Source organism: Dactylosporangium sp. CA-152071 (assembly GCF_050936335.1).
Lineage (GTDB): Bacteria > Actinomycetota > Actinomycetes > Mycobacteriales > Micromonosporaceae > Dactylosporangium > Dactylosporangium maewongense.
Window position 1 is genome coordinate 4,404,920 of sequence record NZ_JBNJMZ010000001.1, and the last position, 24,435, is coordinate 4,429,354.

Genomic DNA, 24,435 nt, shown 5'->3' on the forward strand with positions numbered 1-24,435 from the left:
TCAGTCCTCCAGGCCGATCAGGGTCGGCACGACCTCGCGCAGCTTCTCGATCGGGATCGCGCCGGCCCGCAGCACCCGGTGCTCGCTGTTGGTCACCGAGATGATCGTGCTGGCGACCGGCTCGGGGCACGGGCCGCCCTCCAGGTAGACGCTCACCGAATAGCCCAGCTGGTCGCGGGCCTCCGCCGCGGTCTCCGCCGCCGGCTGGCCCTGCTTGTTGGCCGACGAGACCGCCATCGGTCCGGTCTCGCGCAGCACCTCCAGCGCGATCGGGTGCAGCGGCATGCGCACCGCGACCGTGCCGTCGCCGCCGCCGAGGTCCCACTGCAGGCTCGGCGCGTGCTCCACGACGATCGTGAGCGCGCCCGGCCAGAACGCGTCGACGAGGTCGCGCGCCGCCTGCGGCAGCCCGAAGACGAGCCCGTCGAGGGTGTGCCGGGAGCCGACGAGCACCGGCACCGGCGCGGAGCTGCCCTTGGCGTTGTTGAGCGCGGTGACCGACCAGGACTTGAACGCGTCGGCGCCGATGCCGTAAACCGTGTCGGTCGGCATGACGACCAGGTCGCCGCGGCCCACCGCCTCGATCGCGGCGGCGATCCCACGGTCGCGCTCGGCAAGCTGGCTGCAGTCGTAGAGCATCACGCGGCTAGTCTGCCACCCGCCGGGCGGTGACGAAGCGCGGGCGTCCGGCGAGATCGCGGTGGTCCGTCACCTCGTCGAAGCGCCCGGTCGCGCGGATCAGCGCCGGCAGCGTCTCGCCGTGGCTGTCGTCGTGCTCGATCCCCAGCCGTCCGCCGGGCCGCAGCAGCCCGGCCGCCCGGTCGACGAGCCCCGGCATGAGCGCCAGGCCGTCGCCGCCCGCGAACACGGCGTCGTGCGGGTCGTACACCGAAACCTCCACGTCGACCGGCGCGCCTTCCGGGACGTAGGGCGGGTTGCTCAGCACCAGGTCGACCGTGCCGTCGAGCTCGCGCAGGGTGGCCGGGTCGGTCACGTCGCCCTCGACCACGTGGACGTCCGGCGCCAGGCTCGCCACGTTGCGCCGCAGCCACCGCAGCGCGGCGGGGCTCCGCTCCACGCACCACACGTCGGTGCCCGCGTCCCGCATCGCGATGGCGATGGCTCCCGACCCGCCACAGAGGTCCACGATTGTCGTTTTCGGCGTCTGTACGAGCTGCCGCCGCGCCTTCTGCGCCCACTCCACCAGCAGCTCCGTCTCGAACCGTGGGATGAAGACGCCCTCGCCGACCGCGAGCTCGTGCCCGTAGAACGGCGCCGTGCCGGTCAGGTGCTGCAACGGAACCCGCGCGCTTCTCCGGCCGACGAGGTCGCTGATCCGCGCCCGTTGTCCCGCGTCCGGCACGGGTGCGGTCAGCAGCCGCGACCTGGAGATTCCCAGCACGTGGGCGGCGATCAGCTCCGCGTCGACCCGCGGCGACGCCACCCCCGCGAGGTCCAGCGCGCGGGTGGCGGCCGCGATCACCACGGAAAGCGTGGCGGTTTCGCCGTCCGGCATGTCATCTTCGGTGCTGTGCACCCCATAATCATGGGGCGCGCGAAAGGAGGGCCCGATGGCGGTGGCAGACCGCACGTCGGAGCTGACCCGCGCCCGGCGCCTGATCTTCGACGACCACCTCGGCGAGGCGATGACGGTCATCGACCGCATCCTGACCGGCGACCAGCCCCCGCACGACCGCGTCGAGGCGCTCACCCTGCGGCTCATCGCCCTGATCAACATGGGCCGCGCCGAGGACTACCCGGCCGCCCTCGACGCCGGCCTCGCCGCCGCCCGCCAGGTGCAGGACCCGGCGCAGTACGGTGAGCTGCAGGCCCTCGCCGCGATCGTCGCCCTGCGGGCGGGCTCGCTGGACCGCTGCGTCCGCGCGCTGGTGCACGGCTCGCGGGCCCTCGGCGCCGTCGAGCTCACCGACGAGACCACCGCGTGGGGCTGGCACAACCTGGCGATGGCCTACTCCTACACCGGCTTCCACGAGCACGCGAACGCCGCCATGGAGAAGGCCCGCGAGGTCGCCGCCGAGGTCGGGGTCGCCACCGCCAACACCGACTTCGCCACCCCGCAGATCCGCCTCCTGCACGCCGTCGAGCTGGACCACCGCGGCGACAGCGAGGGCTGCCAGCGCATACTGCGCGACGTCGTGAGCGACCTCGAGCGCAAGCACAAGGACAACGACCTCGACAAGCTGCGCCCCATCGCCCGCGGCGCGCTCGGCTACGCGGTCCTGCGCCTGGGCACCCTCGGCATCCAGGGCCTCGTCACCGACGTCGACCCGTGGCCGCTGCTGGAGTCCGCCGGCATGTCCACCCGCGCCCGCGACCTGCGCACCCTCGGCGCCGTCTGCAAGGCCATCGCCGAGCGCCGCCCGATCGAGGCCGTCGCCCGCCTGGAGACCGCCCACGTCAGCGACGAGTCCCTGGGCGCCGCCGAGCAGCACCGCCTCCGCGCCCTGGCCCATCTGGGCACCGGCGACTACCGCTCGGCGTACCACGCCGACCGCCACGCCTTCCACGTCGCCAACGTGCAGCCCGACCGGCTCCGCGACCTCTTCGTGGAAGGCATCGCCGCGCTCCTGGACCACGAGGACCTGGTCCGCCGCGTCGACTTCCACCGCGGCGAGGCCCAGACCGACCCCCTCACCGGCCTGCCCAACCGCCGCTACCTCGAGGAGCACGTCACCAAGCTCGTCGCCACCGGCGGCCACGCCGTCCTGGGCGTCTGCGACCTGGACGGCTTCAAGCAGGTGAACACCCGCCACGGCCACCTCTCCGGCGACCTCGTCCTGCAACGCGTCGCCGGCGTGCTCAACCGCGTCATGCGCAAGGGCGACTTCGTGGCCCGCTACGGCGGCGACGAGTTCGTCGTCGTCCTGCCCACCACCTCGGCCGCCGAGGCCCGCGAGATCCAGCGCCGCATCGTCGCCGCCGTCGCCGCCGAGGACTGGCACGCCCTCGTCCCGGGCACCCCCGTCGGCGTCACCATCGGCTGGGCGGGCCTGTCGGGCGAGGACTTCGAGTCGGTCGCCGAAGCCTTCGAAGCCGCCGACCACGCCATGCTGCGCGCCAAAACCCCCCGCCCCCGCGCCGCCAGCTGAGCCGTGCTTCCGCCCCACCGCGGTGGCCGGGTCTGCCCTCCCCCATGATCCGGAAGACCTTGTGCACCCCTGACTACACGATCTCTACCGGATCACGGAAACTCCGGGCGGTACCGGAGCGGTTCCACATGATCCGGAAGATGCGCTGCGCGAGAGGCCAGGTGGGATGCTGGCGAGGTGTCGGGGTGCCGACAGCTCCCCCTGCGTGCCGGATATTTCGGAATTGGGAGGGGGCGGCAGCGTGAGGAAAGGAGCTAGGAGCGGGTCAGCGGACGGCGTGCAGGATGCGGGCGTTTTCCTCGCGGATGCGGGCGCGCTCCTGGTCGGCGCAGACGGCGGCCCAGGCGTTGGCCTTGGCGGTGGGCATGCGGTCGGCGCCGAGCATCGACAGACCCACCTTGTAGATCAGGTCGGCAGCGGTGCCGACCACTACGCGTGGGGCTGCGGACAGGTCGACGGGCGACGATGGCATGGCGTCCCTCCGGAGGCTCGGCTCGGCAGCGTAATCACGATCGGTAAGGTCATCCGGCTCGAAACGCTACCTGACTCCAGGCTGCCCGTGCACCGTTTCCGCTATGTGACGTCTGCGTTAGACCCGCATCACCCTCGGCTGAGCTGGTCGTCACCCGCGAGGCGGGCCTTGCGGTCGGCGTCGGCCAGAGCGTCCAGGACTCCGTCGAGGTCACCGGCCATGGCCAGGTCCAGGTTGTACGCCGTGTAACCGATGCGGTGGTCGGAGATACGGTTCTGCGGGTAGTTGTAGGTGCGGATGCGCTCGGAGCGGTCGACGGTGCGCACCTGGGAGCGGCGGGCGTCGCCTGCCGCGGCGGCGGCCTGCTCCTCGGCGAGGGCGGCCAGCTTGACCTTGAGCATGCGCATCGCGCGGTCCTTGTTCTGCAGCTGGGAGCGCTCGTTCTGGCAGGAGACGACGATGCCGGTCGGCAGGTGCGTGATGCGGACGGCTGAGTCGGTGGTGTTGACGCTCTGGCCGCCGGGGCCCGAGGAGCGGAAGACGTCGATGCGCAGGTCGTTGGCGTCGACCTCGATCTCGCCCGCCTCCTCGATCTCGGGGGTGACGAGGACACCGGCGGCGCTGGTGTGGATGCGGCCCTGCGACTCGGTGGCCGGCACGCGCTGGACGCGGTGGACGCCGCCCTCCCACTTGAGCCTGGACCAGACGCCGTTGCCGGCCTCGGGGATGCCACGGGTCTTGATGGACACGGCGACGTCCTTGAAGCCGCCCAGGTCGGACTCCTGCGAGTCGAGGACCTCGGTCTGCCAGCCGTGGCGCTCGGCGTAGCGCATGTACATCCGCAGCAGGTCGCCGGCGAACAGGGCGGACTCCTCGCCGCCCTCGCCCGCCTTGACCTCCAGGATGATGTCCTTGGCGTCGTTGGGGTCGCGCGGGGCGAGCAGCTCGGCCAGGCGCTCCTCGATGTGCGGGATGCGCGCCTCCAGCTCGTCGGCCTCGCCGCCGAACGCCGGGTCCTCGGCGGCCAGCTCGCGGGCCGCCGCGAGGTCCTCGCGGGCCGCGTCGAGCTCGCCGGAGGTCTTCGCGATCGGCGACAGCTCGGCGAAGCGCCGGCCGGTCTTGCGGGCCAGGCCCTGGTCGGCGTGGATGCTCGGGTCGGCGAGCTTCTGCTCGAGCTCCTGGTATTCGGCGAGAAGCGCCTGCAGTCGCTGCCCTGAAGAGGTGTCGGTGCTCATTGTCTCGCGCCCCACAAGAGAATCCCACGAGGGGAAAACGGCCAAAGACGAAGTCGGCGCCCGCACCGACCCCCCGTGCCAGACAGAGGTGGTGCGGGCGCCGGAGGCGCAGCTAGGCCTTCTTGGCCTGGACCTTCGCGTACTTCTGCTGGAACTTCGCGACCCGGCCGGCCGTGTCGAGCACACGCTGCTTGCCCGTGTAGAACGGGTGGCAGACGGAGCACGTCTCCACGTGGATCGTGCCGCCCTTGGCGGTGCTGCGGGTGGTGAAAGCGTTGCCGCAGGAACAGGTGACCTCGGTGGTCGCATACTGCGGGTGGATGTCCGGCTTCATGGCCGCCGTCCTTTCGTCGTGGTCGCCGGGTCGCCGTGTGGCGTGAACCGGAACCTGGTCTGGCCGTCGGTCAAGTCTGCCATGACCGGGTCACGGCACCTCAACCGGTGTCTGTAACGCCACTCCCCCCGCCGGCATTCCCGCCGCCGAAGCGAGCGAAGCATGGTAACCGCGCTGCACCCAAGTACACGCGAATAAGGCGAGCACGGCTCACCTACCCTGACCCGTGCTATGAGCCTTCACATCGACGCACTGTGTGACCCGGCGCTGCTGGCCGAGATGGCCGGCGGCGGCTTCGTGCGCACGCAGCGCCACCCCTCGCTGCCCCTGCTGATCCACAACTACACCGAGAAGGCGCAGTACGAGAACGTCTGGAACGCGGCCACGCTCGCGTGCCGGGGCCTCGTCGCGCACGCCGAGACCGGCATGGTCCTGGCGCGGCCGTTCACGAAGTTCTTCAACCACGGCCAGCCGGGCGTGCCCGAGATGGACTTCGACGGTCCGGTGCGCGTCACCGACAAGGCCGACGGCTCGCTGGGCATCATGTACCCGACGCCGGACGGCTGGGCGTTCGCGACCCGCGGCTCGTTCGACTCGGAGCAGGCGCGGCACGCGACGGCGCTGTTCCGCCAGCGGTACGCCGGCCGCTTCACGCCGCCGGAGGGCCTCACGGTGCTGGTGGAGATCATCTACCCGTCGAACCGGATCGTGCTCGACTACGACGGCCTCGACGACCTCGTGCTCCTCGGCGCGGTCGAGATCGCCACGGGCCGCAGTCACGGCCCGGAGGCGGTGCCCGGCTGGCCGGGTCCGGTCGTCGACACGTTCGACCACGCGACGCTCGCCGACGCGCTCGCCGCGCCGCCGCGCGACAACCGCGAGGGCCTCGTCGTGCATTTCACCGGCACCGACACCAGACTGAAGATCAAGTATTCGGAGTACGTGCGGCTGCACCGCATCGTGACCGGGCTCAACGCGCGGGTCGTGTGGGAGGCCGCCGGCGCCGGCACGCTCGACGCGCTGCTGGAGCCGCTGCCCGACGAGTTCCACGTGTGGGCCACGAGGATCGCCGACGGGCTGCGCGAGGAGGCTGCGGCGCTCGCGGCCGAGGTCGAGTCGGCGTACGAGGCGACCGTCGCTACGCTGCCCGACGGCTGGGGGCGCAAGGAGTTCGCGCTCGCGGTCGCGAAGCACCCGGCGCGCGGCTGCCTGTTCCTGCGCCTCGACGACAAGGACTACCGGGGCCTGCTCTGGCAGCGGGTCCGGCCCATGGTGACGGAGGAGAGCTGATGGCGTCGCTGACCATCACCCGGGGGCTGCCCGCCTCGGGCAAGACCACCTGGGCGCGTGAGCAGGCGGGGCTGGTCCGCGTGAACCGCGACGACCTCCGCGCGATGATGCACGGCGGCCGGGTCGCCGACGACACGCTGCGCGGCCGGGCCGAGAAGGAGGTCACGCAGGCGCACCACGCCGCGATCGACGCGCTGCTGCTCGGCGGCGCCGACGTCGTGTGCGACGACACCAACCTGCGGTCCCGGGTCGTGCGCGAGCTGGCGGAGCTGGCGGCGAAGCACGGCGCGGCCTTCACCGTGCGCGACTTCACCGACGTGCCCGTCGACGAGTGCGTCCGGCGCGACGCCCTGCGCGAGAGCCCCGGTCACGTCGGTGAGGAGGCGATCCGGTCCATGCATCAGCGGTACCTGGCGGGCCGCGCCCTGCCCTTGTCGCTGCCGGTGCTCGACACCGACCCCGGTGTGACGTACGAGCCGCCGCCGGACGCGCCGCAGGTGGTGCTGGTCGACATCGACGGCACGGTCGCGCTGATCGCCGACCGCAGCCCGTACGACGTCAGCCTGGTCCGCACCGACCTGCCCAACGCGCCCGTGATCGCGGCGGTCCGGGCGATGCACGCGGCGGGGCACGAGATCGTGTACTGCAGCGGCCGCACCGACGACTGCCGCGACGACACGGCGGCGTGGCTGGACGAGCACGTCGGCGTCCCGTACGCGGGCCTGTTCATGCGTGTCACCGGCGACCAGCGGCGCGACAGCATCGTGAAGCAGGAGATCTTCGACAAGGAGATCCGCAGCCGGTATCACGTGGTCGGCGTCTTCGACGACCGTCAGCAGGTGGTCCGGATGTGGCGGGCCCTGGGCCTGACCGTCTTCCAGGTCGCGGAGGGCAACTTCTAGTTCAGCGCTTCCGGCTTGTGTACGGCCTCGCGCCCGGTCTCGTCGCTCCGCACCACGAACTGCGGCTCGCGCTCGGAAGCGGCGACGGCCCGGCCGGCGACCTGCGTGCGGCCGGTGATCCTGCGGATGACGGTGCCGTTGACGGTCTTGCCGTGCGACCGCCAGCGCACCTTGTCGCCTCGTTTCATGATGTACAGGTACCCGAAAGCCCCCGTGGATCACGTCCACGGGGGCTTTCGAATGGTCGCCTTACTCGCCCGGTGTGGTCTGGGCGATCTGCATGAGGAACTCGACGTTGGTCCGGGTCTTCTTCAGCCGGTCCAGCAGCAGGTTGAGCGCCTCCTGCGAGTCGAGCGCGTGCAGCACCTTGCGCAGCTTGATGACGATCGCGAGCTCGTCGGGCGCCAGCAGGATCTCTTCCTTGCGGGTGCCGGACGGGTCGATGTCGATCGCCGGGAAGATGCGCCGGTCGGCGATCTTCCGGTCGAGCTTGAGCTCGGCGTTGCCCGTGCCCTTGAACTCCTCGAAGATGACCGTGTCACCGGTCGAGCCGGTCTCCACCAGCGCGGTGGCGATGATCGTCAGCGAGCCGCCGTTCTCGATGTTGCGGGCCGCGCCGAGGAACCGCTTCGGCGGGTAGAGCGCCGTCGAGTCGATACCACCGGACAGGATGCGGCCGCTCGCCGGCGACGCGTTGTTGTACGCGCGGCCGAGCCGGGTGATCGAGTCGAGCAGCACGACGACGTCGTGGCCCAGCTCGACGAGGCGCTTCGCCCGCTCGATCGACAGCTCGGCGACCGTGGCGTGGTCCGTCGGCGGCCGGTCGAACGTCGAGGCGATGACCTCGCCCTTCACCGACCGCTGCATGTCGGTGACCTCTTCGGGCCGCTCGTCGACCAGGACCACCATCAGGTGGCACTCCGGGTTGTTGCGGGTGATCGCGTTGGCGATCGACTGCAGCACCATCGTCTTGCCGGCCTTCGGCGGCGACACGATGAGCGCCCGCTGACCCTTGCCGATCGGCATGACGAGGTCGATGACGCGGGTGGTGAGGATGTGCGGCTCGGTCTCCAGCCGCAGGCGGTCCTGCGGGTAGAGCGGGGTCAGCTTGTAGAACTCGGGGCGGCGCTTGGCCTCCTCCGGGTCCATCCCGTTGACCGTGTCGAGGCGCACGAGCGGGTTGTACTTGTCGCGCCGCTGCTCGCCGTCGCGGGGCTGGCGCACGGCACCGGTCACGGCGTCGCCGCGGCGCAGCCCGTAGCGCTTGACCTGCGACATCGCGACATACACGTCGTTGGAGCCGGACAGGTAGCCGGTGGTCCGCACGAACGCGTAGTTGTCGAGCACGTCGAGGATGCCGGCGACCGGCACGAGCACGTCGTCGTCGCTGACCTGCGGCTCGTTGCCACCGCGGGCGCCCGCGGCGCCGGTCGGCTGCACCTCGCCGTCGCGGTCACGGCCGCGGCGGCGGTCCCGGAAGCGGCTGCGGCGGCCGCGGCGGCCGGTGCCGTCGTCGTCGCCGTCCTCGTCGTTGAAGCTGCCGCGCTGGTTGCGGTCGCCGCCGGCGCGGTCGCCGCGCTCGCCACCGCTGCGGTCGGCGCCGCTGTTGCGGTCAGCGCGCTCGGTGCGGTCGCCGCGGTCGTTGCGCTCGGTGCGCTCGCCGCGCTCGGTCCGCTCACCCCGCTCCGTCCGGTCGGTGCGCTCGGCGCGGTCGGTGCGCTCGCTCCGCTCCGTCCGCTCCGTCCGCTCGGCCCGCTCGGCGCGGTCCGTGCGCTCGGCGCGCTCGGTCCGGTCACCGCGCTCGGCCCGCTCGGTGCGGTCGGCCCGCTCCGTGCGCTCCGTGCGCTCGGCGGCCGTGGCAGAGGCGGCGGCGCGCGAACGTGTGCGGGCCGGGCGCTCGGTGGTCTCGGCAGCCGGCTCGGCGGCCTTCTCCACCGCGGCCGGAGCCTGCTCGGCGGCGGTCGCGGGGGCCTCGGCGGCGGCGGTCGCGCGCGGCTCCGGCGGGCCGGCGGCCCGGGTGGCCCGGCGAGGGGAACGCGTGACGGGTGCCTCGGCCGCGCCCTGGGTGGCGGACGGCCAGTCCTGCTCCGACGGCTCGGCGGCGCGCGCCTCGGCACGCGCCCCGGCACGGACCCGACCGGTGACGGCGGGAGCGGCCTGCTCGGCAGCCGCGGCGGCGGGCGCCGGGCGGGACTCGCCGGACTGACGCTCCTGGATGGCCGTCACCAGCTCACCCTTGCGCATTCGTGCGGTGCCGGAGATGCCCAACGAGGCGGCCAGGCTCTGCAGCTCAGGCAGCAGCATGCCGGACAACCCGGTGCCAGAGCGGCGCCGACGCGTCGCCCCGGTCTCGGCGCCGTCGGTCTCGACCGCGGCGCGGTCGCTCGAGACATCCGACGTGACGTCGGTGGTGTCGCTCAATGGATTCCTTCCCTCGTTAGGCCGGGATGCCCGGAGACGAGACACGGTGGCCGGGCGGCCCGGGGGCTCCCACCTCGCTGCCTGGCAGCGGTGCGGGAGGTGTTGCAGCGCTGTGCGGTGAGCCGGGCGCCACCATCTGCGGCCTGACCCAGCCGTGCGCGCGCGATCACTGGAAACGCGGGTTGGCGGCCGGGCGTGCGCAAAGGGGTGCCACGGAAATCGGAGCACGCCGCCCCGCATGAGATCGCCGCACGGAGCGGCTGCTGTAGGACTAGAGAGTAAACAACTCGGCTAGCCAGCGGCAACAGGGTCCCGATCGGCGTGTTCCAGCGTACCCCATACCAGGTCAACACCGACGAGGGCACCCACCAGATCGACATCGAGCGGCAGCACCCGCCAGCCGGGCACCGCGGAGGGCGTCCAGTTGTCGCCGGTCAGCGCCAGGACGCTCGGCCCCGCACCCGAGATGACGGCCGCGACGCCCTCGGCGCGCAGCGACGCGACCAGGTCCGCACTGCCGGGCATGGACGGCGCCCGATATCCCTGGTGCAGCCGGTCCTCCGTGGCCGCGAACAGGTGCGACGGATCGACGGTGATCGCATGAACGAGCAGCGCGGCCCGTCCGGCGTTGAGCGCGGCGTCGGCGTGCGGCACGGTCGCCGGCAGCGCGGCCCGGGCCACCTCGGTCAGCCCGCGCGACTCCGGCACGAAGACGAACGGCCTGACCGGCGCGGCGGGATCCACCCGTACGGCGGCGGCACCGGCATCCTCGGTCCAGGCGATCGTCACCCCGCCGAGCAGGCACGGCGCCACGTTGTCCGGGTGCCCTTCGAGCTCGGCGGCGATGCGCAGCAGGCCCTGCTCGTCGAGCCGCTCCGCGCCGTCGCTGACCAGCGCCCGGGCGAGGACCACCCCGGCCACGATCGCGGCCGACGACGAGCCCATGCCGCGGGCCTGCGGGATGCGGTTGTTGCAGCGCAGCGCCAGCCCGGCCGGCCGCTCCCCCAGCTCGTCGAACACCCGCCGCATGGCCCGCACGACCAGGTGCGTCTCGTCGCCGGGCAGCTCACCGGCGCCCTCGCCGATCACCTCGACGGTCACCCCGTGGCCGGTCACCCGCGCCTCGACCTCGTCGTGCAGCGACAGGGCCAACCCGAGCGCGTCGAAGCCGGGTCCCAGGTTCGCGCTCGTCGCGGGCACGCGGACGGTGACCGGAGTGGACAGCAGGGCCATACCAATAATGAGATCACGCCCGTCGCGGCACCCCCTAGGGTGGGCCGGCGCCGCCCACATTGTCGATCCTGGTCCGCAACCGCGACTTCCGCCGCCTGTTCACGGCGGACCTGATCGGCCTCGGCGCCGACTGGTTCGTGCAGATCCCGCTGCTCACCCTGCTGCTGCAGCTGACCGGCTCCGGGTTGTGGGGCGCGCTCGTGCTGGCCGCCGACGTCGGCGTGATCGCGCTGCTGCAGCCGTACGCGGGGGTCATCGCCGACCGGTTCGACCGCCGCAGGATCCTCATCGCCGCGGAGATCGCGATGGCCGTCGCCACGCTCGCGCTGCTGCTGGTGCGCACCGCGGCGGCGGCGTGGCTGGCGGTGCTGTTCATCGGCGTCATCGCGGTGGCGAAGGCGTTCTTCGTCCCGGCCGCCTCGGCCGCCCTGCCCAACGTCGTCGACGCCGACGACCTGCCCACCGCCAACGCGCTGTCCGGCGCCGCCTGGGGCACCACGCTCGTCGTCGGCGCGTCGCTGGGCGGCATCGCGTCGGCCGTCGTCGGCCCGTACTGGTGCTTCGCCCTCTCCAGCGCCATGTGCTTCCTGTCGGCCGTCCAGATCGTCCGCGTCCACCGGCCGCTGCAGGTCACCGTCGCGACGGCGAAGCCGGAGATCGGGGAGGCGCTGCGGTACATCCGCAAACGCCCGCGGGTGGCCTCGCTGGTGACGGTCAAGGCGGCGGCCGGCCTCGGCAACGGCGTGCTGACCACCTTCCCGCTGCTCGCCGCGGCGCACGGGTTCGGCTCGACGGGCGTGGGGCTGCTCTTCGCGGCGCGCGGCCTCGGCGCGCTCGTCGGCCCGTTCGTGCTGCGGCGGGTGCTCAGCCACCCCTCGTGGCTGCTGCCGGGCATGGCGGTGTCGATGTCGCTCTTCGGGCTGATGTACCTCGCCGTCGGCGCCGCACCCTGGTTCGCGCTGGTCCTCGCCTGCGTCACCCTCGCGCACCTGGCCGGCGGCGGCAACTGGACGATGTCCAACTTCGCGCTGCAGGCCGAGATCCCCGACGCGCTGCGGGGCCGCATCTTCGCCACCGACGTCATGCTCGCGCTGCTGTCGGTCGCTGCGTCGCAGCTGATCGTCGGCGCGTTCATCGACCGGGCCGATCCTCGCCTGCTCGCCGCCATCTGCGGCGCCGTGACGCTCATCTACGCGGCCGGCTGGACGGTGGTCACCAGGCGGCTCCGCTTTGCGGTATCGTAGTGATATCACTTCGATAGCTGGGAGGCTGTCATGGAGCGACGTGCGTTCCGCGTGTCCGGGTTCCTGATCCTGCTCGTGCTGGTCGCCGCGGTCGGCGCCGCGGCCGCGGTCGACCACACCGGCGTGCTGGTCGCCGTCGCGGCCACGGCCGCCGTGCTGCTCATGACGGGCTTCACCGTCGTCAACCCGAACCAGTCGCGGGTCGTGCAGTTCTTCGGCCGCTACGTCGGCACGATCCACACCGCCGGCTTCCACTGGACCGTCCCGCTGAGCTCGAAGCGCAGCGTCTCGCTCCGGGTGCGCAACTTCGAGACCGCCCGCCTGAAGGTCTCCGACGCCGACGGCAACCCCGTCGAGATCGCCGCCGTCGTCGTCTGGCGCGTCGTCGACACGTTCAAGGCGTCCTTCGGCGTCGACGACCACATCTCGTACGTCGCCGTCCAGGCCGAGGCCGCCGTCCGGCATCTGGCGACGAGCTACCCGTACGAGACGCACGACGACGGCCGCACCAGCCTCCGCGAGGGCACCGCGGTCAGCGAGGAGCTCACGGTCGAGCTGAGCGAGCGGGCCGCCCTCGCCGGCGTCGAGGTGCTCGAGTCGCGCATCACCCACCTGGCGTACGCCCCGGAGATCGCCCAGGCCATGCTCGCCCGCCAGCAGGCCAGCGCCATCGTCGGCGCCCGCTTCAAAATCGTCGAGGGCGCGGTCGGCATGGTGCAGAGCGCCCTGGACCGCCTGCGCGAGCTGGAGGTCGTCGAGCTGGACGAGGAGCGCAAGGCCCAGATGGTGGCCAACCTGCTCGTCGTCCTCTGCGGCGACCGCAACGTCCAGCCGGTCGTGAACACCGGCTCGCTGTACAGCTGAGGTCCCCGCTCGTGGCCGAACGCAAGAAGCTGCTCCTGCGCCTCGACCCGCAGGTCTACGACGCCGTGGCCCGCTGGGCGTCGGACGATCTGCGCAGCGTCAACGCGCAGATCGAGTTCGCCCTGCGCCTGGCCCTGCGCCAGGCCGGCCGGCCGCCCCGCTCCTCCCCCGCTCCCGGCGACGACACCGACGCCGTTTCCCATGATCCGGAAGAGTCCGTGTAGCCAGGGGTGCACAAGGTCTTCCGGATCATGGGGGAAGTGGACGCGGACGGAGAGGGCCAGGGCCCGGCGCAAGCTGGGCCCCGGCCCGGAGACCGCGGGAGCCGCGGTCCGCACCACCGCGGACCTTGGCCATGAAGAAGGATCAGGCGAGGTCGAGTGCCTTCGCGGCGGCGAGGGCGTCGGCGGGGATCGTCGTGGGGGCCGGGGCGGTCGAGATGGCCCACTCGGGGTCCTTCAGGCCGTGGCCGGTGACGGTGCAGACGATCGTCTGGCCCTGCTCGATCAGGCCCTGGGCGCTGGCCTGGAGCAGGCCCGCCACGGAGGCGGCGCTGCCGAGCTCGACGAAGACGCCGACCGAGCGGGCCAGCAGGCGGTAGGCCTGCAGGATGTCGCGGTCGGTGACGGCCTGGATGACGCCGTTGGACTCGTCGCGGGCGTCGACGGCCTTGGTCCAGGAGGCGGGGTTGCCGATGCGGATCGCGGTGGCGATCGTCGACGGCTCGCGGACGACGGCGCCGTTGACGATCGGGGCGGCGCCGGAGGCCTGGAAGCCGAACATGCGCGGGCGGCGGGTGGCGTTACCGGCCGCGAAGTCCTCCTGGTAGCCCATCCAGTACGCGCTGATGTTGCCGGCGTTGCCGACGGGCAGGCAGTGGATGTGCGGGGCGTCGCCCAGGCCGGCGACGATCTCGAAGGCCGCGGTCTTCTGGCCCTGGAGGCGGTCCGGGTTGACCGAGTTGACCAGGGAGACCGGGAAGTCGAGGGAGAGCTTCGAGGCGAGCGCCAGGCAGTCGTCGAAGTTGCCGGAGACCTGCAGGAGGCGGGCGCCGTGCACGAGGGCCTGGGCCAGCTTGCCGAGGGCGATCTTGCCGGTCGGGACGAGGACGGCGCAGGTGATGCCGGCGCGGGCGGCGTACGCGGCGGCGGAGGCCGACGTGTTGCCGGTGGAGGCGCAGATGATCGCCTTCGCGCCCTCCTCGACGGCCTTCGAGACGGCGACGGTCATGCCGCGGTCCTTGAAGGAGCCGGTCGGGTTGGCGCCCTCGACCTTCAGGTACACGTCGCACCCGGTGCGGGCGGACAGCTCCGGCGCCGGCAGCAGGGGCGTGTTGCCCTCGTGCAGGGTCACCACCGGAGTCTGTGGTCCGACCGGTAACCGGTCGCGGAACTCTTCGATCAATCCACGCCACATGGCGCTACTCCCCTTCGACACGCAGGACGCTCGCCACGGCGCGAACGATGTCCAGGGCCCGCAGCTCGGCGACGGTGGCCGCGAGGGCGCGGTCCGCGGCGGCGTGCGTGACGATGACCAGCACGGCCTGGTTGCCGCGGCCCGACTGGTTGACGGTCGCGATGCTGACCCCGTGTTTGGCGAAGACGCCCGCGACGGCGGCGAGGACGCCTGCCTTGTCCGCGACGTCCAGCGAGATGTGATACCTGGTGAGCGCGTCGCCGATCGGACGGACCGGAAGGTCGGCATACGCGCTTTCGGAGGCGGCGTGGGTGCCGGCGAGCCGGTTGCGCGACACGGCCACCAGGTCGCCGAGGACGGCGCTCGCGGTGGGCGCGCCGCCGGCGCCGCGGCCGTAGAACATGAGCTGGCCGGCGGCCTCGGCCTCGACGAAGACGGCGTTGAACGCGTCGCCGACGCCGGCGAGGGGGTGGGTCCGCGGGATCATCGCCGGGTGGACGCGCACGGAGACGGCGTCGTCGAGCTTGGTGGCGATGCACAGCAGCTTGATCGTGCAGCCCATCGCCTTCGCGCTGGCCATGTCGGCGGCGGTGACCTCGGTGATGCCCTCGCGGTGCACGTCGGCGGCGGTGACCCGGGTGTGGAACGCCATCGACGCGAGGATCGCGGCCTTCGCGGCGGCGTCGAAGCCTTCGACGTCGGCGGTCGGGTCGGCCTCGGCGTACCCGAGCGCGGTCGCCTCCTCGAGGGCCTCGGCGAAGCCGGCACCGGTGCTGTCCATGGAGGACAGGATGAAGTTGGTGGTGCCGTTGACGATGCCGGTGACGCGGGTGATGCGGTCGCCGTGCAGCGAGTCGCGCAGCGGGCGCAGCAGCGGGATCGCGCCGGCGACGGACGCCTCGTAGTACAGGTCGGTGCCGGCCTCGGCGGCCGCCTTGTGCAGGGTCGCGCCGTCCTCGCCGAGCAGCGCCTTGTTGGCCGTCACGACGCTCTTGCCGCCGTGCAGCGCCTCCAGCAGCCAGGTGCGGGCCGGCTCGATGCCGCCGACGACCTCGACGACCACGTCGACGTCGTCGCGCTTCACCAGGCCGAGCGCGTCGGTGGTGAACAGCGACGGGTCGATCGGCAGGTCGCGGGCCCGGCCGGCGCGCCGCACGGCGACCCCGACGAGCTCCAGCGGCGCGCCGATGCGGGCCGTCAGGTCCCGCTCGTGCTCGTGGAGGAGCCGGACGACCTCCGCGCCGACCGTCCCGCAGCCAAGCAGCGCCACCTTCACACTCATGGTCACCCCACGTCCAAGTTGAGCAGGTCGTCCTCGGTCTCCCGGCGGACGATCACCCGCGATTCCCCGTCAACCACCGCCACGACCGGTGGACGGGGGACGTGGTTGTAGTTGCTCGCCATGCTGCGGCAGTAGGCCCCTGTGCCCGGCACCGCAAGAAGATCTCCGGCCTGAACGTCTGCCGGCAGGAACTCATCCTTCACGATGATGTCCCCGGCCTCGCAATGTTTTCCCACCACGCGGGCGAGAATCGGCGGTTCGGCGGAGGACCGGCCCGCCACGGTCGCGGAGTATGCCGCGTCGTAGAGCGCCGTGCGGATGTTGTCGCTCATGCCGCCGTCGACGCTCACGTACGCGCGGATCCCGTCGACGTCCTTGACCGTGCCGACCTCGTAGAGGGTGAACATCGCCGGTCCGACGATCGCCCGGCCCGGCTCGATCGACAGGTGGGGCACGCTGAGGTGCAGCGCCGCGCACTCCTGCTTGACGATGCGCATCAGGTTCGCCGCGAGGTCGGCGGGCTCCGCCGGCGTGTCCTGGGTGGTGTACGCGATGCCGAACCCACCGCCGAGGTCCAGCTCGGGCAGCTCGACGCCGTGCTGCTCGTTGATCTGCGCCTGCAGCGACAGCAGCCGCCGGGCGGCGACCTCGAACCCCGACGTGTCGAAGATCTGCGAGCCGATGTGCGAGTGCAGGCCGCGCAGGTCGAGGCTGTCCTCGGCAAGGATCTTGTCGACGGCACTGGCGGCGGCGCCGCCGGACAGCGAGAAGCCGAACTTCTGGTCCTCGTGCGCCGTGGCGATGTACTCGTGGGTGTGGGCCTCGACGCCGACGGTGACCCGGACCATGACCTTCGGCCGGGTGCCCGTGCGCTTGGCGATGGCGCTCAGACGCTCGATCTCGTCGAACGAGTCGACGATGATCCGGCCCACCCCGGCCTCGACGGCCCTGGTCAGCTCGGCGACGGACTTGTTGTTGCCGTGCAGGCCGATGCGCTCCGGCGGCATGCCGCCCCTGAGCGCCACCGCGAGCTCGCCGCCGGTGCAGACGTCGAGCGAGAGGCCCTCCTCGACAAGGATCCGGACGATGTGGGTGGCGATGAACGCCTTGCCGGCATAGAAGACCTCGGCGCCGCCGAAGGCCTCCTTGAACTTCCGGCAGCGTTCGCGGAAGTCGGCCTCGTCGAAGATGTACGCGGGGGTGCCGTGCTCGTCGGCGATCTTTCGGATATCTACCGATCCGACCTCGATCGCGCCGTCCTGCGTGCGCTTGACCGTTTTCGGCCACAACTGCGGGACGAGGGCGTTGACGTCGTCGGGGGTGCGCAGCCAGGACGGGCCGCTGAAGCCCAGTTCCCCGTGCAGCGCTCCGGCTTCATGTGCGCGCATTGGCTTACATCCGTTCCGGTGCAGAGACGCCGAGCAGGTCGAGCCCGTTGACGATGACCTGACGCGTCGCGTCGTTGAGCCACAACCGGGCCCGGTTGGTCTCGGAGATCGGCTCGTCGCCCTGCGGCAGCACCCGGCAGTTGTCGTAGAAGCGGTGGTAGGCGCCCGCGAGCTCCTCCAAATAGCGTGCCACGCGGTGCGGCTCCCGCAGCTCGGCCGCGGTCGCGACCACGGCCGGGAAGTCGCCGAGCGCCTTGAGCAGGTCGAGCTCCTTCTCGTGCACGAGCAGCGCCGGGTCGTACGTGTCGGTCCGGTGCAGCCCGAGGTCGGCGGCGTTCCGGGCGACGGAGGCGGTGCGGGCGCCGACGTACTGGACGTAGAAGACCGGGTTGTCGTTTTTCTGCCGCGTGATGACCTCGATGTCCAGGGTCAGCGGCGAGTCGGTCGAGGAGCGCGCGAGGGAGTACCGCGCGGCGTCGACGCCCACGACCTCGATCAGCTCGTCGAGCGTGATCAGCGTCCCGGCGCGCTTGCTCAGGCGCACCGGCTCACCGCCGCGCAGCAGGCTGACCAGCTGGCCGATCAGCACCTCGATGTTGCGCTCCGGGTCGTCGCCGGCGCACGCCGCGATCGCCTTGAGCCGCCCGATGTACCCGTGGTGGTCCGCGCCCAGCATGTAGATGCAGCGGTCGAAGCCCCGCTCGCGCTTGTTGATGTAGTACGCGGCGTCGGCGGCGAAGTAGGTCTTCTCGCCGTTGGACCGGATGAGCACCCGGTCCTTGTCGTCGCCGAAGTCCGTGGTGCGCAGCCAGATCGCGCCGTCGGCCTCGAAGATGTGCCCCTGCTTGCGCAGCTCGTCGAGGGCGTGCTCGACCGCGCCGCCGTCGTGCAGGGTCTTCTCGGAGAACCAGACGTCGAAGTGCACGCCGAAGCGCTCCAGGCTGTCCTGCATCTCCTTGAGCATCGCCGTGTAGCCCTCCTGCTGGAAGGCTGCGGCCTGCTCCGCCTGGTCCTTGTCGAGGATGTCCGGATTTTCCCGGACGATTTGCCGTGCGATGTCCTGAATGTACTCGCCGGGGTAGCCGTCGGGCGGCGTCGGCTGGCCGTTGGCCGCGGCCTGCACCGACTCGCCGAACCTGGCCATCTGCACGCCCGCGTCGTTGATGTAGTGCTCGCGGGTCACGTCCGCGCCGGCCGCGGACAGGATCCTGCCGAGCGCGTCGCCGACCGCGGCCCAGCGGGTGTGGCCCAGGTGGACCGGCCCCGTGGGGTTCGCCGACACGAACTCGAGATTGATCTTCTCCTTCGTGAGGGTCTCGCCGCGCCCGTACGAGCGGCCCGCCTCCACCACGATCCGCGCCAGCTCACCGGCGGCGGCCGCCGACAACCGGATATTGAGAAAACCCGGTCCGGCGATCTCCACGGCATCGATCCCGGGAGTTTCCTGCAAGTTTTTCGCGACGGCGGCGGCCAGGTCGCGCGGGCTCAGCCCGACCTTCTTGCCCAACTGCAGGGCGATATTCGACGCATAGTCACCATGCTCCGGGTTTCGCGGTCGCTCCACGCTGGTCGTCGCAGGAAGAACGGACGCGTCAAGGTCACGCTCGGTAAGCGCCGCCCGGGCGGCTTCGAGGACTGCTACGGCGAGTTCAGCGGGAGTCACCGACAAATGCTATCGGGGGTAGACTCCGGTACTTGGCGGAGGCCCGTTCTGCTGGTCACAATGCGGGACGGCCGCTCCGGCGGTGTTGACCGACCGCGCGTCCCGCCCGACCCCCGACCGTTGACCAGACGAGGCCCGATGAGCGAGCACCACGCTGAGCGTTGCGAGGCGACGACATGAGCATGAGCACCCAGCACGGCGGCGGCAACCGCAAGCCGTCGACCAAGCCCGTTGCCGGCGCCAAGCCGAAGCAGGGCGGCGACGAGGCCATCGAGGACGACCTCGACGAGGCGGCCGCCGCCGCTTCGGAGGAGGACGCGCCGGTCTCGCTCGGCAAGGAGTCGACCACGACGTCGGCTTCCGGCAAGCAGAAGGCGAGCCCACGCAAGTCCGCCCCGCCGCGCAAGACCGCCCCCGCCGGCAAGCGCCCGGCGGCCAAGAAGGTCGCCCCGGTGAAGGTGAAGCAGGGTGCCGCCTGGGGCCCGATCATCCTCTTCTCCGTGGTCGGCCTGCTGGCCCTCGGCATCGTGGGCTTCGCCGTCTACCAGGTCAATGAGAACGGGCTGACCGTCCGCGAGCGCGCCGACCGGATCGACGGCATCAAGGACTACTTCAAGATCAACAAAGAGTACACCGAGCAGCGGAACCACGTGTGGGGCCCGCAGAAGTACGACCTGTCGATCGCGAACCCCCCGGTCTCCGGCAACCACAACCAGAACTGGCAGCGCTGCCTCGGCGACGTCTACGCGGCGCCGATCGCCACCGAGCACGCCCTGCACGCCCTGGAGCACGGCGCCGTCTGGATCACGTACCAGCCGAACCTGCCGGCCGACCAGGTCGAGGCCCTGGCCAAGAAGGTCAAGGGCAAGGACTACCTGCTCATGAGCCCCTACGAGGGCCAGGCCAAGCCGATCTCCCTGCAGGCGTGGGGCTTCCAGCTCCAGGTCGACAAGGCCAGCGACGGCCGCATCGACGAGTTCATCAAGGCCCTGCGGCAGAACGCCAGCCTCGAGCCCGGCACCCCGTGCTCCCAGGGCGACATCATCACCGAAACCGGCACGACCCCGCGCGACCTGGGCAAGGACGGCGGCGGCACCGGAATGACCTCGGGCGGCTGACCTGTTCGCACAACTCACGGCCCGAGCACGCCTGACCATGGGCGTGCTCGGCGCCGTCCTCCTCCTCGTCGTGGGCGTCAGCGTCGGGTTCCTCATCCCGACGCTGCGCGCCCCGGGCGACGACTCCGTGGACGCCGGCTTCGCCCGCGACATGAGCCTCCACCACACCCAGGCCGTCGAGATGGCGATGTTCGCGTACCGCCTCGGCTCCACCGACGACATCCGCACCCTCGGCTACGACATGGCCCTCAGCCAGCAGTGGCAGATCGGCCAGATGCAGACCTGGCTCAACGAGTGGCACCTGTCCACCAACAGCGACAAGGCCCCCATGGCCTGGATGCCCGACGGCAAGAACGCCCTCCAGCCGGACGGCCGCATGCCCGGCATGGCCTCCGACGACGAGCTCAAGAAGCTCAAGTCCTCCACCGGCAAGGACTTCGACACCCTCTGGTGCCAGCTCATGCTCCGCCACCACCTGGGCGGCATCCACATGTCGGAAACCGCCGCCAAGAAGGCCTCCACCACCGAGGTCCGCGACGCCGCCGAGAAGATCCGCGTCTCTCAGCAGTACGACATCACCGCCCTCACCGAAAAACTCCAAGACCTGGGAGCGCAACCCCTCCCCTCCTGACTCAGGAGCCACAGGCGGTCTGTTATCCTTTGCGAGGCCGCAAGGCCCCCGTAGCTCAGGGGATAGAGCACCGCCCTCCGGAGGCGGGGGCGCAGGTTCGAATCCTGCCGGGGGCACGTCACAGAACTGCAAAAGCACACCGCTACCGGCCGATTACTGATCGTGGAAGCTGGTTTCGCGCTTGAATAGATGATCGAGGATGCCCCGGCCATTCGGCCGGGGCATCCTCGCGTTGACCCCGATGTAGGGTGCCGAACGCGCCCGGATCGCGGCACGAGCGGACGCGTGCGCGTTGTCCTTACACAAGGTCATACGTGGCGGCGCGCCGGTTGTCCTGTGTCGTGTTTACTCGTAGCCGTGGTCGATTGGTTGCAGCTGCAAGACCCGGGTGTCGAGGTCGCCGCGCTGCTGGATCGGGCGGAGCGGGAGCCGAGCACCGAGGTGTGGGAGCGACTCGACAAGCTGCTCATCGTCGAGGCGGAGTGCTGGTACTCGGCCGGCTTCGCCGCACTGCCGCGGTTGAGCGCCTTGGCGTACTCCGGCGCCGCGGAACACCGTGCACATGCGATCGACCTCGCCGCAATGATCGCGATGACGCTTCATCGGCATCACCGAGACGACGATCTCGTACGGGCGAACCCGGCCGCCCTCGCCACCCTGCACCGGCTGGCCGCGTCCCGGCTGCCGAGCATGTCCGGTGGGCAACTGCTGCGGTCGTTCCAGGCCGCGTGTGCGCTCGCCGGCTACACGTTCTGGGCAACGATCAGCCTCGACTTCACCGACGAGCACTACCGGACCCACTGCCCGCACTGCGCGACGCCACTGATGATCGTGATCGGCGACTACGGCCACTATGCGGCGATCCGCGATCACGACGAGGGCGACATCCTGCGTACCCCGTTACATCCGATGGAACCGGAGACCCTTCACGGTTTCCGGCGATGGATGCACGACACCGCCGTCGCCTGTGGCGATCCGATCCTCGCGGACGGGTTGACGTACCTGTTCGGCGACGCAACCTGCAGTAGCTGCCACAGCGTCTTCAACGTCGCCGACTGGCACGAGGCCGAGAACAGCCCAGCTCAACCCATCGATCCGGTCATACCTCGCGTGGACCGGTCGACCTGAACCGCATCCTCACTTCGGCAATACAGGACGCTTGATCTTGTAGGGTGCGATGGACCGTTGACGGCCGCGGTGGGGCAGTACTCAACCACGTCCGCGAGGAGCTTCAGGTGGGGCCGACCTCGTAGAATGTATGTAGCCGGGGTCGCATTCCGATCACGGGAGGTGTGTCGTGGTAGACCCGCAGCAGCCCCAAAACGAACCCCAAGACCCGACGCAGGAGCGATCGCAGCCTGGCAAGCGGGGATACTGAACACCGCCGGGTGGCGGCTACTGGTGTGGTTTGTCATGGCGATTGCGGCATTGTGGCTGCTTGAGCAGTCCGGCGTCGTCGGGGTTTGATGCTGGCGTCAGCGCCTGTGGCCATGCTCAGGCGAGGCTTACGTCCCAGTCCGCTGGAGCGTACGCAAGCCCCGAAAGGGACTACAAAAGTTGCGGTCAGACCAGCCCTCGGGGAGTGGTCATGAAACGGCGCAAGACCGACGTCCGGGCCCTGCCGGCCAAGTCCGCCGGGGCGCTCGACGAGCGGTTCCAGGCGGCCACCCCGCTGCGGCGGCTGATGAACAAGGTCTTCCCCGACCACTGGTCGTTCCTGCTGGGTGAGATCGCGCTCTACTCGTTCGTCGTGCTGCTGCTCAGCGGTACCTTTCTTGGGCTGTTCTTCGACCCGTCGATGCGCGAGGTCGTCTACGACGGCAGCTACGCGCCCCTGCGCGGCGTGGAGATGTCGCAGGCGTACAACAGCACGCTGCAGATCTCGTTCGACGTGCGCGGCGGCCTGTTCATGCGGCAGATGCACCACTGGGCCGCGCTGCTGTTCGTGGCCGCGATCGTGGTGCACATGTTCCGCGTGTTCTTCACCGGCGCGTTCCGCAAGCCGCGCGAGGCCAACTGGATCGTCGGCATGCTGCTGTTCTGGATGGCCTTCCTGGAGGGCTTCGCCGGTTACTCGCTGCCCGACGACGCGCTGTCCGGCACCGGCCTGCGCATCGCCAGCGCGATCATGCTGTCCATCCCGATCGTCGGCACCTGGGTGACCACCTCGCTGTTCGGGGGTGAGTTCCCGGGTGAGGTGATCCTCGACCGGCTCTACATCGTGCATGTGCTGCTGGTCCCCGGCCTGCTGCTCGCGCTCATCAGTGTGCACATGGGCCTGCTGGTGAAGCAGAAGCACACGCAGTGGCCCGGCCCCGGCCGGACCAACAACAACGTGGTCGGCGTGCGCATGTTCCCCGGCTTCGCGGCCAAGGCCGGCGGCTTCTTCATGATCGTGTTCGCCATGATGGCCGCGCTGGCCGGCCTGTTCCAGATCAACCCGATCTGGCTGTTCGGCCCGTACAAGGCGGCGGTGGTCTCGGCGGCGAGCCAGCCCGACTGGTATGTCATGTTCCTCGACGGCGCGGCCCGTCTCTTCCCGGCGTGGGAGATTCGGTTCCACTTGTTCGGTAACGGCTACACCCTCCCGCCGATCTTCTGGCCCACGGTTGTGCTGCCCGGTCTCCTGGCGATGTTGTCGATATTCTATCCGTTCATCGAGCAGCGGTTCTCGAAGGACAAGGCTGTCCACAACCTGCTGCAGCGCCCGCGGGACAACCCGTCCCGCACCGCGCTCGGGGCAATGGCCATCGCCTTCTACATGGTCCTGCTGGCCTCCGGCGGCAACGACGTGGTGGCCGACAAGTTCAGCATCAGCCTCAACGCGATCGTCTGGGCGGGGCGTATCGGCATCCTGATCCTGCCGCCGCTGGCCTACTACGTGACGTACCGGATCGCGCTGGGTCTGCAGCAGTACGACCGCGAGCTGCTGGTCCACGGCATCGAGACCGGCATCATCCAGCGCCTGCCGGACGGCCGCTTCGTTGAGATCCACCAGCCGCTCCCGACGGCCGGCGACGGCCGCGGCGCCGAGGAGGAGCACGGCCCGGAGTACGCCGGCTGGGTGGTGCCGAAAAAGATGAACCGCGTCGGCGCGCTCGCCCCGCCGGTGAGGGGCTTCTGGTTCCCGATCGAGAAGGCCGCCCCGCCGAAGTCGGCCCGGCGCGAACTCGAAGAGCGCGAGGAGATCATCACGGGCCACAAGGTCGAGTAGTCGGGAGGGGTCTCACCGCTCGGCTCTCACAGATCTGGGGCGTAGCAGTTTCCCGTTACCCAGCTATTGTCATCCTGTCTGCAAGGCGGAGCGGACTCACCGCGACGCCCGTGAGCGCTTGGACGTGCTTCGCCGAAACCTTCATCGAGGTGCCGTCCGGTCTGCTCACCTCGACGTCGGCACGACGGGTACGCAACCGCTGCACCAGCGCGGTGGCAAACGCACCGATGCCGGCCGGTCCCAGCACCGCCACCAAGCCGTCGTAGCGCCCCGAGCAACCAACCTGAGCGGCCAACACCACACCTCCACATTGAATTTGATCGATCAATATCGACCACATACCTAGCGCGGAGATCGAGGACGTCAACCAAGATCAGGTGCACGCTCATCGACTCCTGATGAGTGCGGTCAGTCGTTGCCGGCACAACGAGAGCCATACCCGCGAGCCTCAACGTCCCGATCGCGAGGGAACGGAGCCGGGTCCGGAAGCACCAACCTGCAACTGCATCAGCGAGGCGAATCCCAGGTCAGGCCGATTATGTGCCCAGCTCAACATAGACGAAGCCGCGATCGAGCCGTGCAGGTTTGTCTCTAGCCGGGGGCACATTTGCTATCGCA

Annotated in this window: 23 protein-coding genes and 1 tRNA gene; 11 read left to right on the top strand and 13 right to left on the bottom strand. The window is 70.6% G+C overall.

What is annotated here, in order from left to right; genetic code table 11:
* Both ACQEVZ_RS19665 and prmC read right to left on the bottom strand, forming a co-directional pair.
* Positions 1-639 carry an L-threonylcarbamoyladenylate synthase gene (locus ACQEVZ_RS19665; protein ID WP_344510456.1) on the bottom strand — a complete coding sequence of 213 codons (639 nt, stop codon included), beginning with the start codon at positions 637-639 and terminating at the stop codon, positions 1-3.
* 7 nt (positions 640-646) lie between these two features.
* Positions 647-1,516 carry a peptide chain release factor N(5)-glutamine methyltransferase gene (prmC, locus tag ACQEVZ_RS19670; protein ID WP_433376866.1) on the bottom strand — a complete coding sequence of 290 codons (870 nt, stop codon included), beginning with the start codon at positions 1,514-1,516 and terminating at the stop codon, positions 647-649.
* A gap of 55 nt (positions 1,517-1,571) precedes the next feature.
* Here prmC and ACQEVZ_RS19675 point away from each other — a divergent pair, with 55 nt between their 5' ends.
* Positions 1,572-3,110 (top strand): diguanylate cyclase domain-containing protein, encoded by a 1,539-nt coding sequence (locus ACQEVZ_RS19675; RefSeq protein WP_433368448.1) that lies wholly within the window; start codon positions 1,572-1,574, stop codon positions 3,108-3,110.
* A gap of 265 nt (positions 3,111-3,375) precedes the next feature.
* On the opposite strand, the gene ACQEVZ_RS19680 is transcribed toward ACQEVZ_RS19675, so the two are convergent.
* From ACQEVZ_RS19680 to rpmE, 3 genes are all read right to left on the bottom strand, one after another.
* The gene (locus ACQEVZ_RS19680) at positions 3,376-3,582 is read right to left on the bottom strand and encodes a hypothetical protein (protein WP_363394384.1); all 207 of its coding nucleotides are present in this window, start codon (positions 3,580-3,582) and stop codon (positions 3,376-3,378) included.
* A 128-nt stretch (positions 3,583-3,710) separates the two neighbouring features.
* Positions 3,711-4,817, bottom strand: a complete 1,107-nt coding sequence (gene prfA / locus ACQEVZ_RS19685; protein ID WP_344510460.1) for a peptide chain release factor 1 — start codon at positions 4,815-4,817, stop codon at positions 3,711-3,713.
* Between the two features lie 112 nt (positions 4,818-4,929).
* Positions 4,930-5,151, bottom strand: a complete 222-nt coding sequence (rpmE, locus tag ACQEVZ_RS19690) for a 50S ribosomal protein L31 (RefSeq protein ID WP_344510332.1) — start codon at positions 5,149-5,151, stop codon at positions 4,930-4,932.
* Between the two features lie 231 nt (positions 5,152-5,382).
* Here rpmE and ACQEVZ_RS19695 point away from each other — a divergent pair, with 231 nt between their 5' ends.
* Together ACQEVZ_RS19695 and ACQEVZ_RS19700 are read left to right on the top strand one after the other, a co-directional pair.
* Positions 5,383-6,441, top strand: coding sequence for an RNA ligase (locus ACQEVZ_RS19695; RefSeq protein WP_433368452.1), 1,059 nt, complete (start codon positions 5,383-5,385; stop codon positions 6,439-6,441).
* The gene (locus ACQEVZ_RS19700) at positions 6,441-7,343 is read left to right on the top strand and encodes an AAA family ATPase (RefSeq protein ID WP_433368455.1); all 903 of its coding nucleotides are present in this window, start codon (positions 6,441-6,443) and stop codon (positions 7,341-7,343) included. Before ACQEVZ_RS19695 ends, ACQEVZ_RS19700 begins: the two co-directional genes overlap by 1 nt.
* Here ACQEVZ_RS19700 and ACQEVZ_RS19705 read toward each other — a convergent pair.
* The 3 genes from ACQEVZ_RS19705 to thrB form a co-directional block, all read right to left on the bottom strand.
* Entirely contained in the window at positions 7,340-7,531 is a 192-nt protein-coding gene (locus ACQEVZ_RS19705; protein ID WP_433368458.1) for a DUF2945 domain-containing protein, read from the bottom strand. The two genes, ACQEVZ_RS19700 and ACQEVZ_RS19705, sit on opposite strands and share 4 nt — an antisense overlap.
* A 61-nt stretch (positions 7,532-7,592) precedes the next feature.
* Positions 7,593-9,764 carry a transcription termination factor Rho gene (gene rho / locus ACQEVZ_RS19710; RefSeq protein ID WP_433368461.1) on the bottom strand — a complete coding sequence of 724 codons (2,172 nt, stop codon included), beginning with the start codon at positions 9,762-9,764 and terminating at the stop codon, positions 7,593-7,595.
* A 291-nt stretch (positions 9,765-10,055) separates the two neighbouring features.
* Positions 10,056-11,003 (bottom strand): homoserine kinase, encoded by a 948-nt coding sequence (gene thrB, locus ACQEVZ_RS19715; protein ID WP_425552390.1) that lies wholly within the window; start codon positions 11,001-11,003, stop codon positions 10,056-10,058.
* 53 nt (positions 11,004-11,056) lie between these two features.
* Here thrB and ACQEVZ_RS19720 point away from each other — a divergent pair, with 53 nt between their 5' ends.
* The 3 genes from ACQEVZ_RS19720 to ACQEVZ_RS19730 are packed head-to-tail and all read left to right on the top strand — an operon-like array spanning position 11,057 to position 13,329.
* Positions 11,057-12,241 carry an MFS transporter gene (locus ACQEVZ_RS19720; RefSeq protein ID WP_433368464.1) on the top strand — a complete coding sequence of 395 codons (1,185 nt, stop codon included), beginning with the start codon at positions 11,057-11,059 and terminating at the stop codon, positions 12,239-12,241.
* Between the two features lie 30 nt (positions 12,242-12,271).
* Positions 12,272-13,105: an SPFH domain-containing protein gene (locus tag ACQEVZ_RS19725; protein ID WP_363394396.1), complete on the top strand. Its 834-nt coding sequence runs from the start codon at positions 12,272-12,274 to the stop codon at positions 13,103-13,105.
* An 11-nt stretch (positions 13,106-13,116) separates the two neighbouring features.
* Positions 13,117-13,329, top strand: a complete 213-nt coding sequence (locus tag ACQEVZ_RS19730; protein WP_344510348.1) for a hypothetical protein — start codon at positions 13,117-13,119, stop codon at positions 13,327-13,329.
* Positions 13,330-13,471: 142 nt separating this feature from the next.
* Here ACQEVZ_RS19730 and thrC read toward each other — a convergent pair whose 3' ends face one another.
* The 4 genes from thrC to argS are packed head-to-tail and all read right to left on the bottom strand — an operon-like array spanning position 13,472 to position 18,854.
* Entirely contained in the window at positions 13,472-14,521 is a 1,050-nt protein-coding gene (gene thrC, locus ACQEVZ_RS19735) for a threonine synthase (protein WP_360560330.1), read from the bottom strand.
* 4 nt (positions 14,522-14,525) lie between these two features.
* A complete protein-coding gene (locus tag ACQEVZ_RS19740; RefSeq protein WP_344510461.1) occupies positions 14,526-15,797 on the bottom strand; it encodes a homoserine dehydrogenase in 1,272 nt (423 codons plus the stop codon).
* An 8-nt stretch (positions 15,798-15,805) separates the two neighbouring features.
* A complete protein-coding gene (gene lysA, locus ACQEVZ_RS19745) occupies positions 15,806-17,191 on the bottom strand; it encodes a diaminopimelate decarboxylase (RefSeq protein ID WP_433368469.1) in 1,386 nt (461 codons plus the stop codon).
* Between the two features lie 4 nt (positions 17,192-17,195).
* Positions 17,196-18,854 carry an arginine--tRNA ligase gene (gene argS, locus ACQEVZ_RS19750; protein ID WP_433368472.1) on the bottom strand — a complete coding sequence of 553 codons (1,659 nt, stop codon included), beginning with the start codon at positions 18,852-18,854 and terminating at the stop codon, positions 17,196-17,198.
* A 176-nt stretch (positions 18,855-19,030) separates the two neighbouring features.
* Here argS and ACQEVZ_RS19755 point away from each other — a divergent pair, with 176 nt between their 5' ends.
* The 5 genes from ACQEVZ_RS19755 to qcrB all read left to right on the top strand — a co-directional run bounded on the left by ACQEVZ_RS19755 (position 19,031) and on the right by qcrB (position 23,817).
* Positions 19,031-19,972, top strand: coding sequence for a DUF3105 domain-containing protein (locus tag ACQEVZ_RS19755; protein WP_433368475.1), 942 nt, complete (start codon positions 19,031-19,033; stop codon positions 19,970-19,972).
* 37 nt (positions 19,973-20,009) lie between these two features.
* A complete protein-coding gene (locus tag ACQEVZ_RS19760) occupies positions 20,010-20,603 on the top strand; it encodes a DUF305 domain-containing protein (RefSeq protein ID WP_433368478.1) in 594 nt (197 codons plus the stop codon).
* A 44-nt stretch (positions 20,604-20,647) separates the two neighbouring features.
* A tRNA-Arg gene (locus tag ACQEVZ_RS19765) sits at positions 20,648-20,719 on the top strand.
* 73 nt (positions 20,720-20,792) lie between these two features.
* Positions 20,793-21,731, top strand: coding sequence for a hypothetical protein (locus ACQEVZ_RS19770; protein WP_433368481.1), 939 nt, complete (start codon positions 20,793-20,795; stop codon positions 21,729-21,731).
* Positions 21,732-22,191: 460 nt separating this feature from the next.
* Entirely contained in the window at positions 22,192-23,817 is a 1,626-nt protein-coding gene (gene qcrB / locus ACQEVZ_RS19775; protein ID WP_433368484.1) for a cytochrome bc1 complex cytochrome b subunit, read from the top strand.
* A gap of 55 nt (positions 23,818-23,872) precedes the next feature.
* Here qcrB and ACQEVZ_RS19780 read toward each other — a convergent pair whose 3' ends face one another.
* A complete protein-coding gene (locus ACQEVZ_RS19780; protein WP_433368487.1) occupies positions 23,873-24,115 on the bottom strand; it encodes an effector-associated constant component EACC1 in 243 nt (80 codons plus the stop codon).
* Between the last annotated feature and the right edge of the window lie 320 nt (positions 24,116-24,435).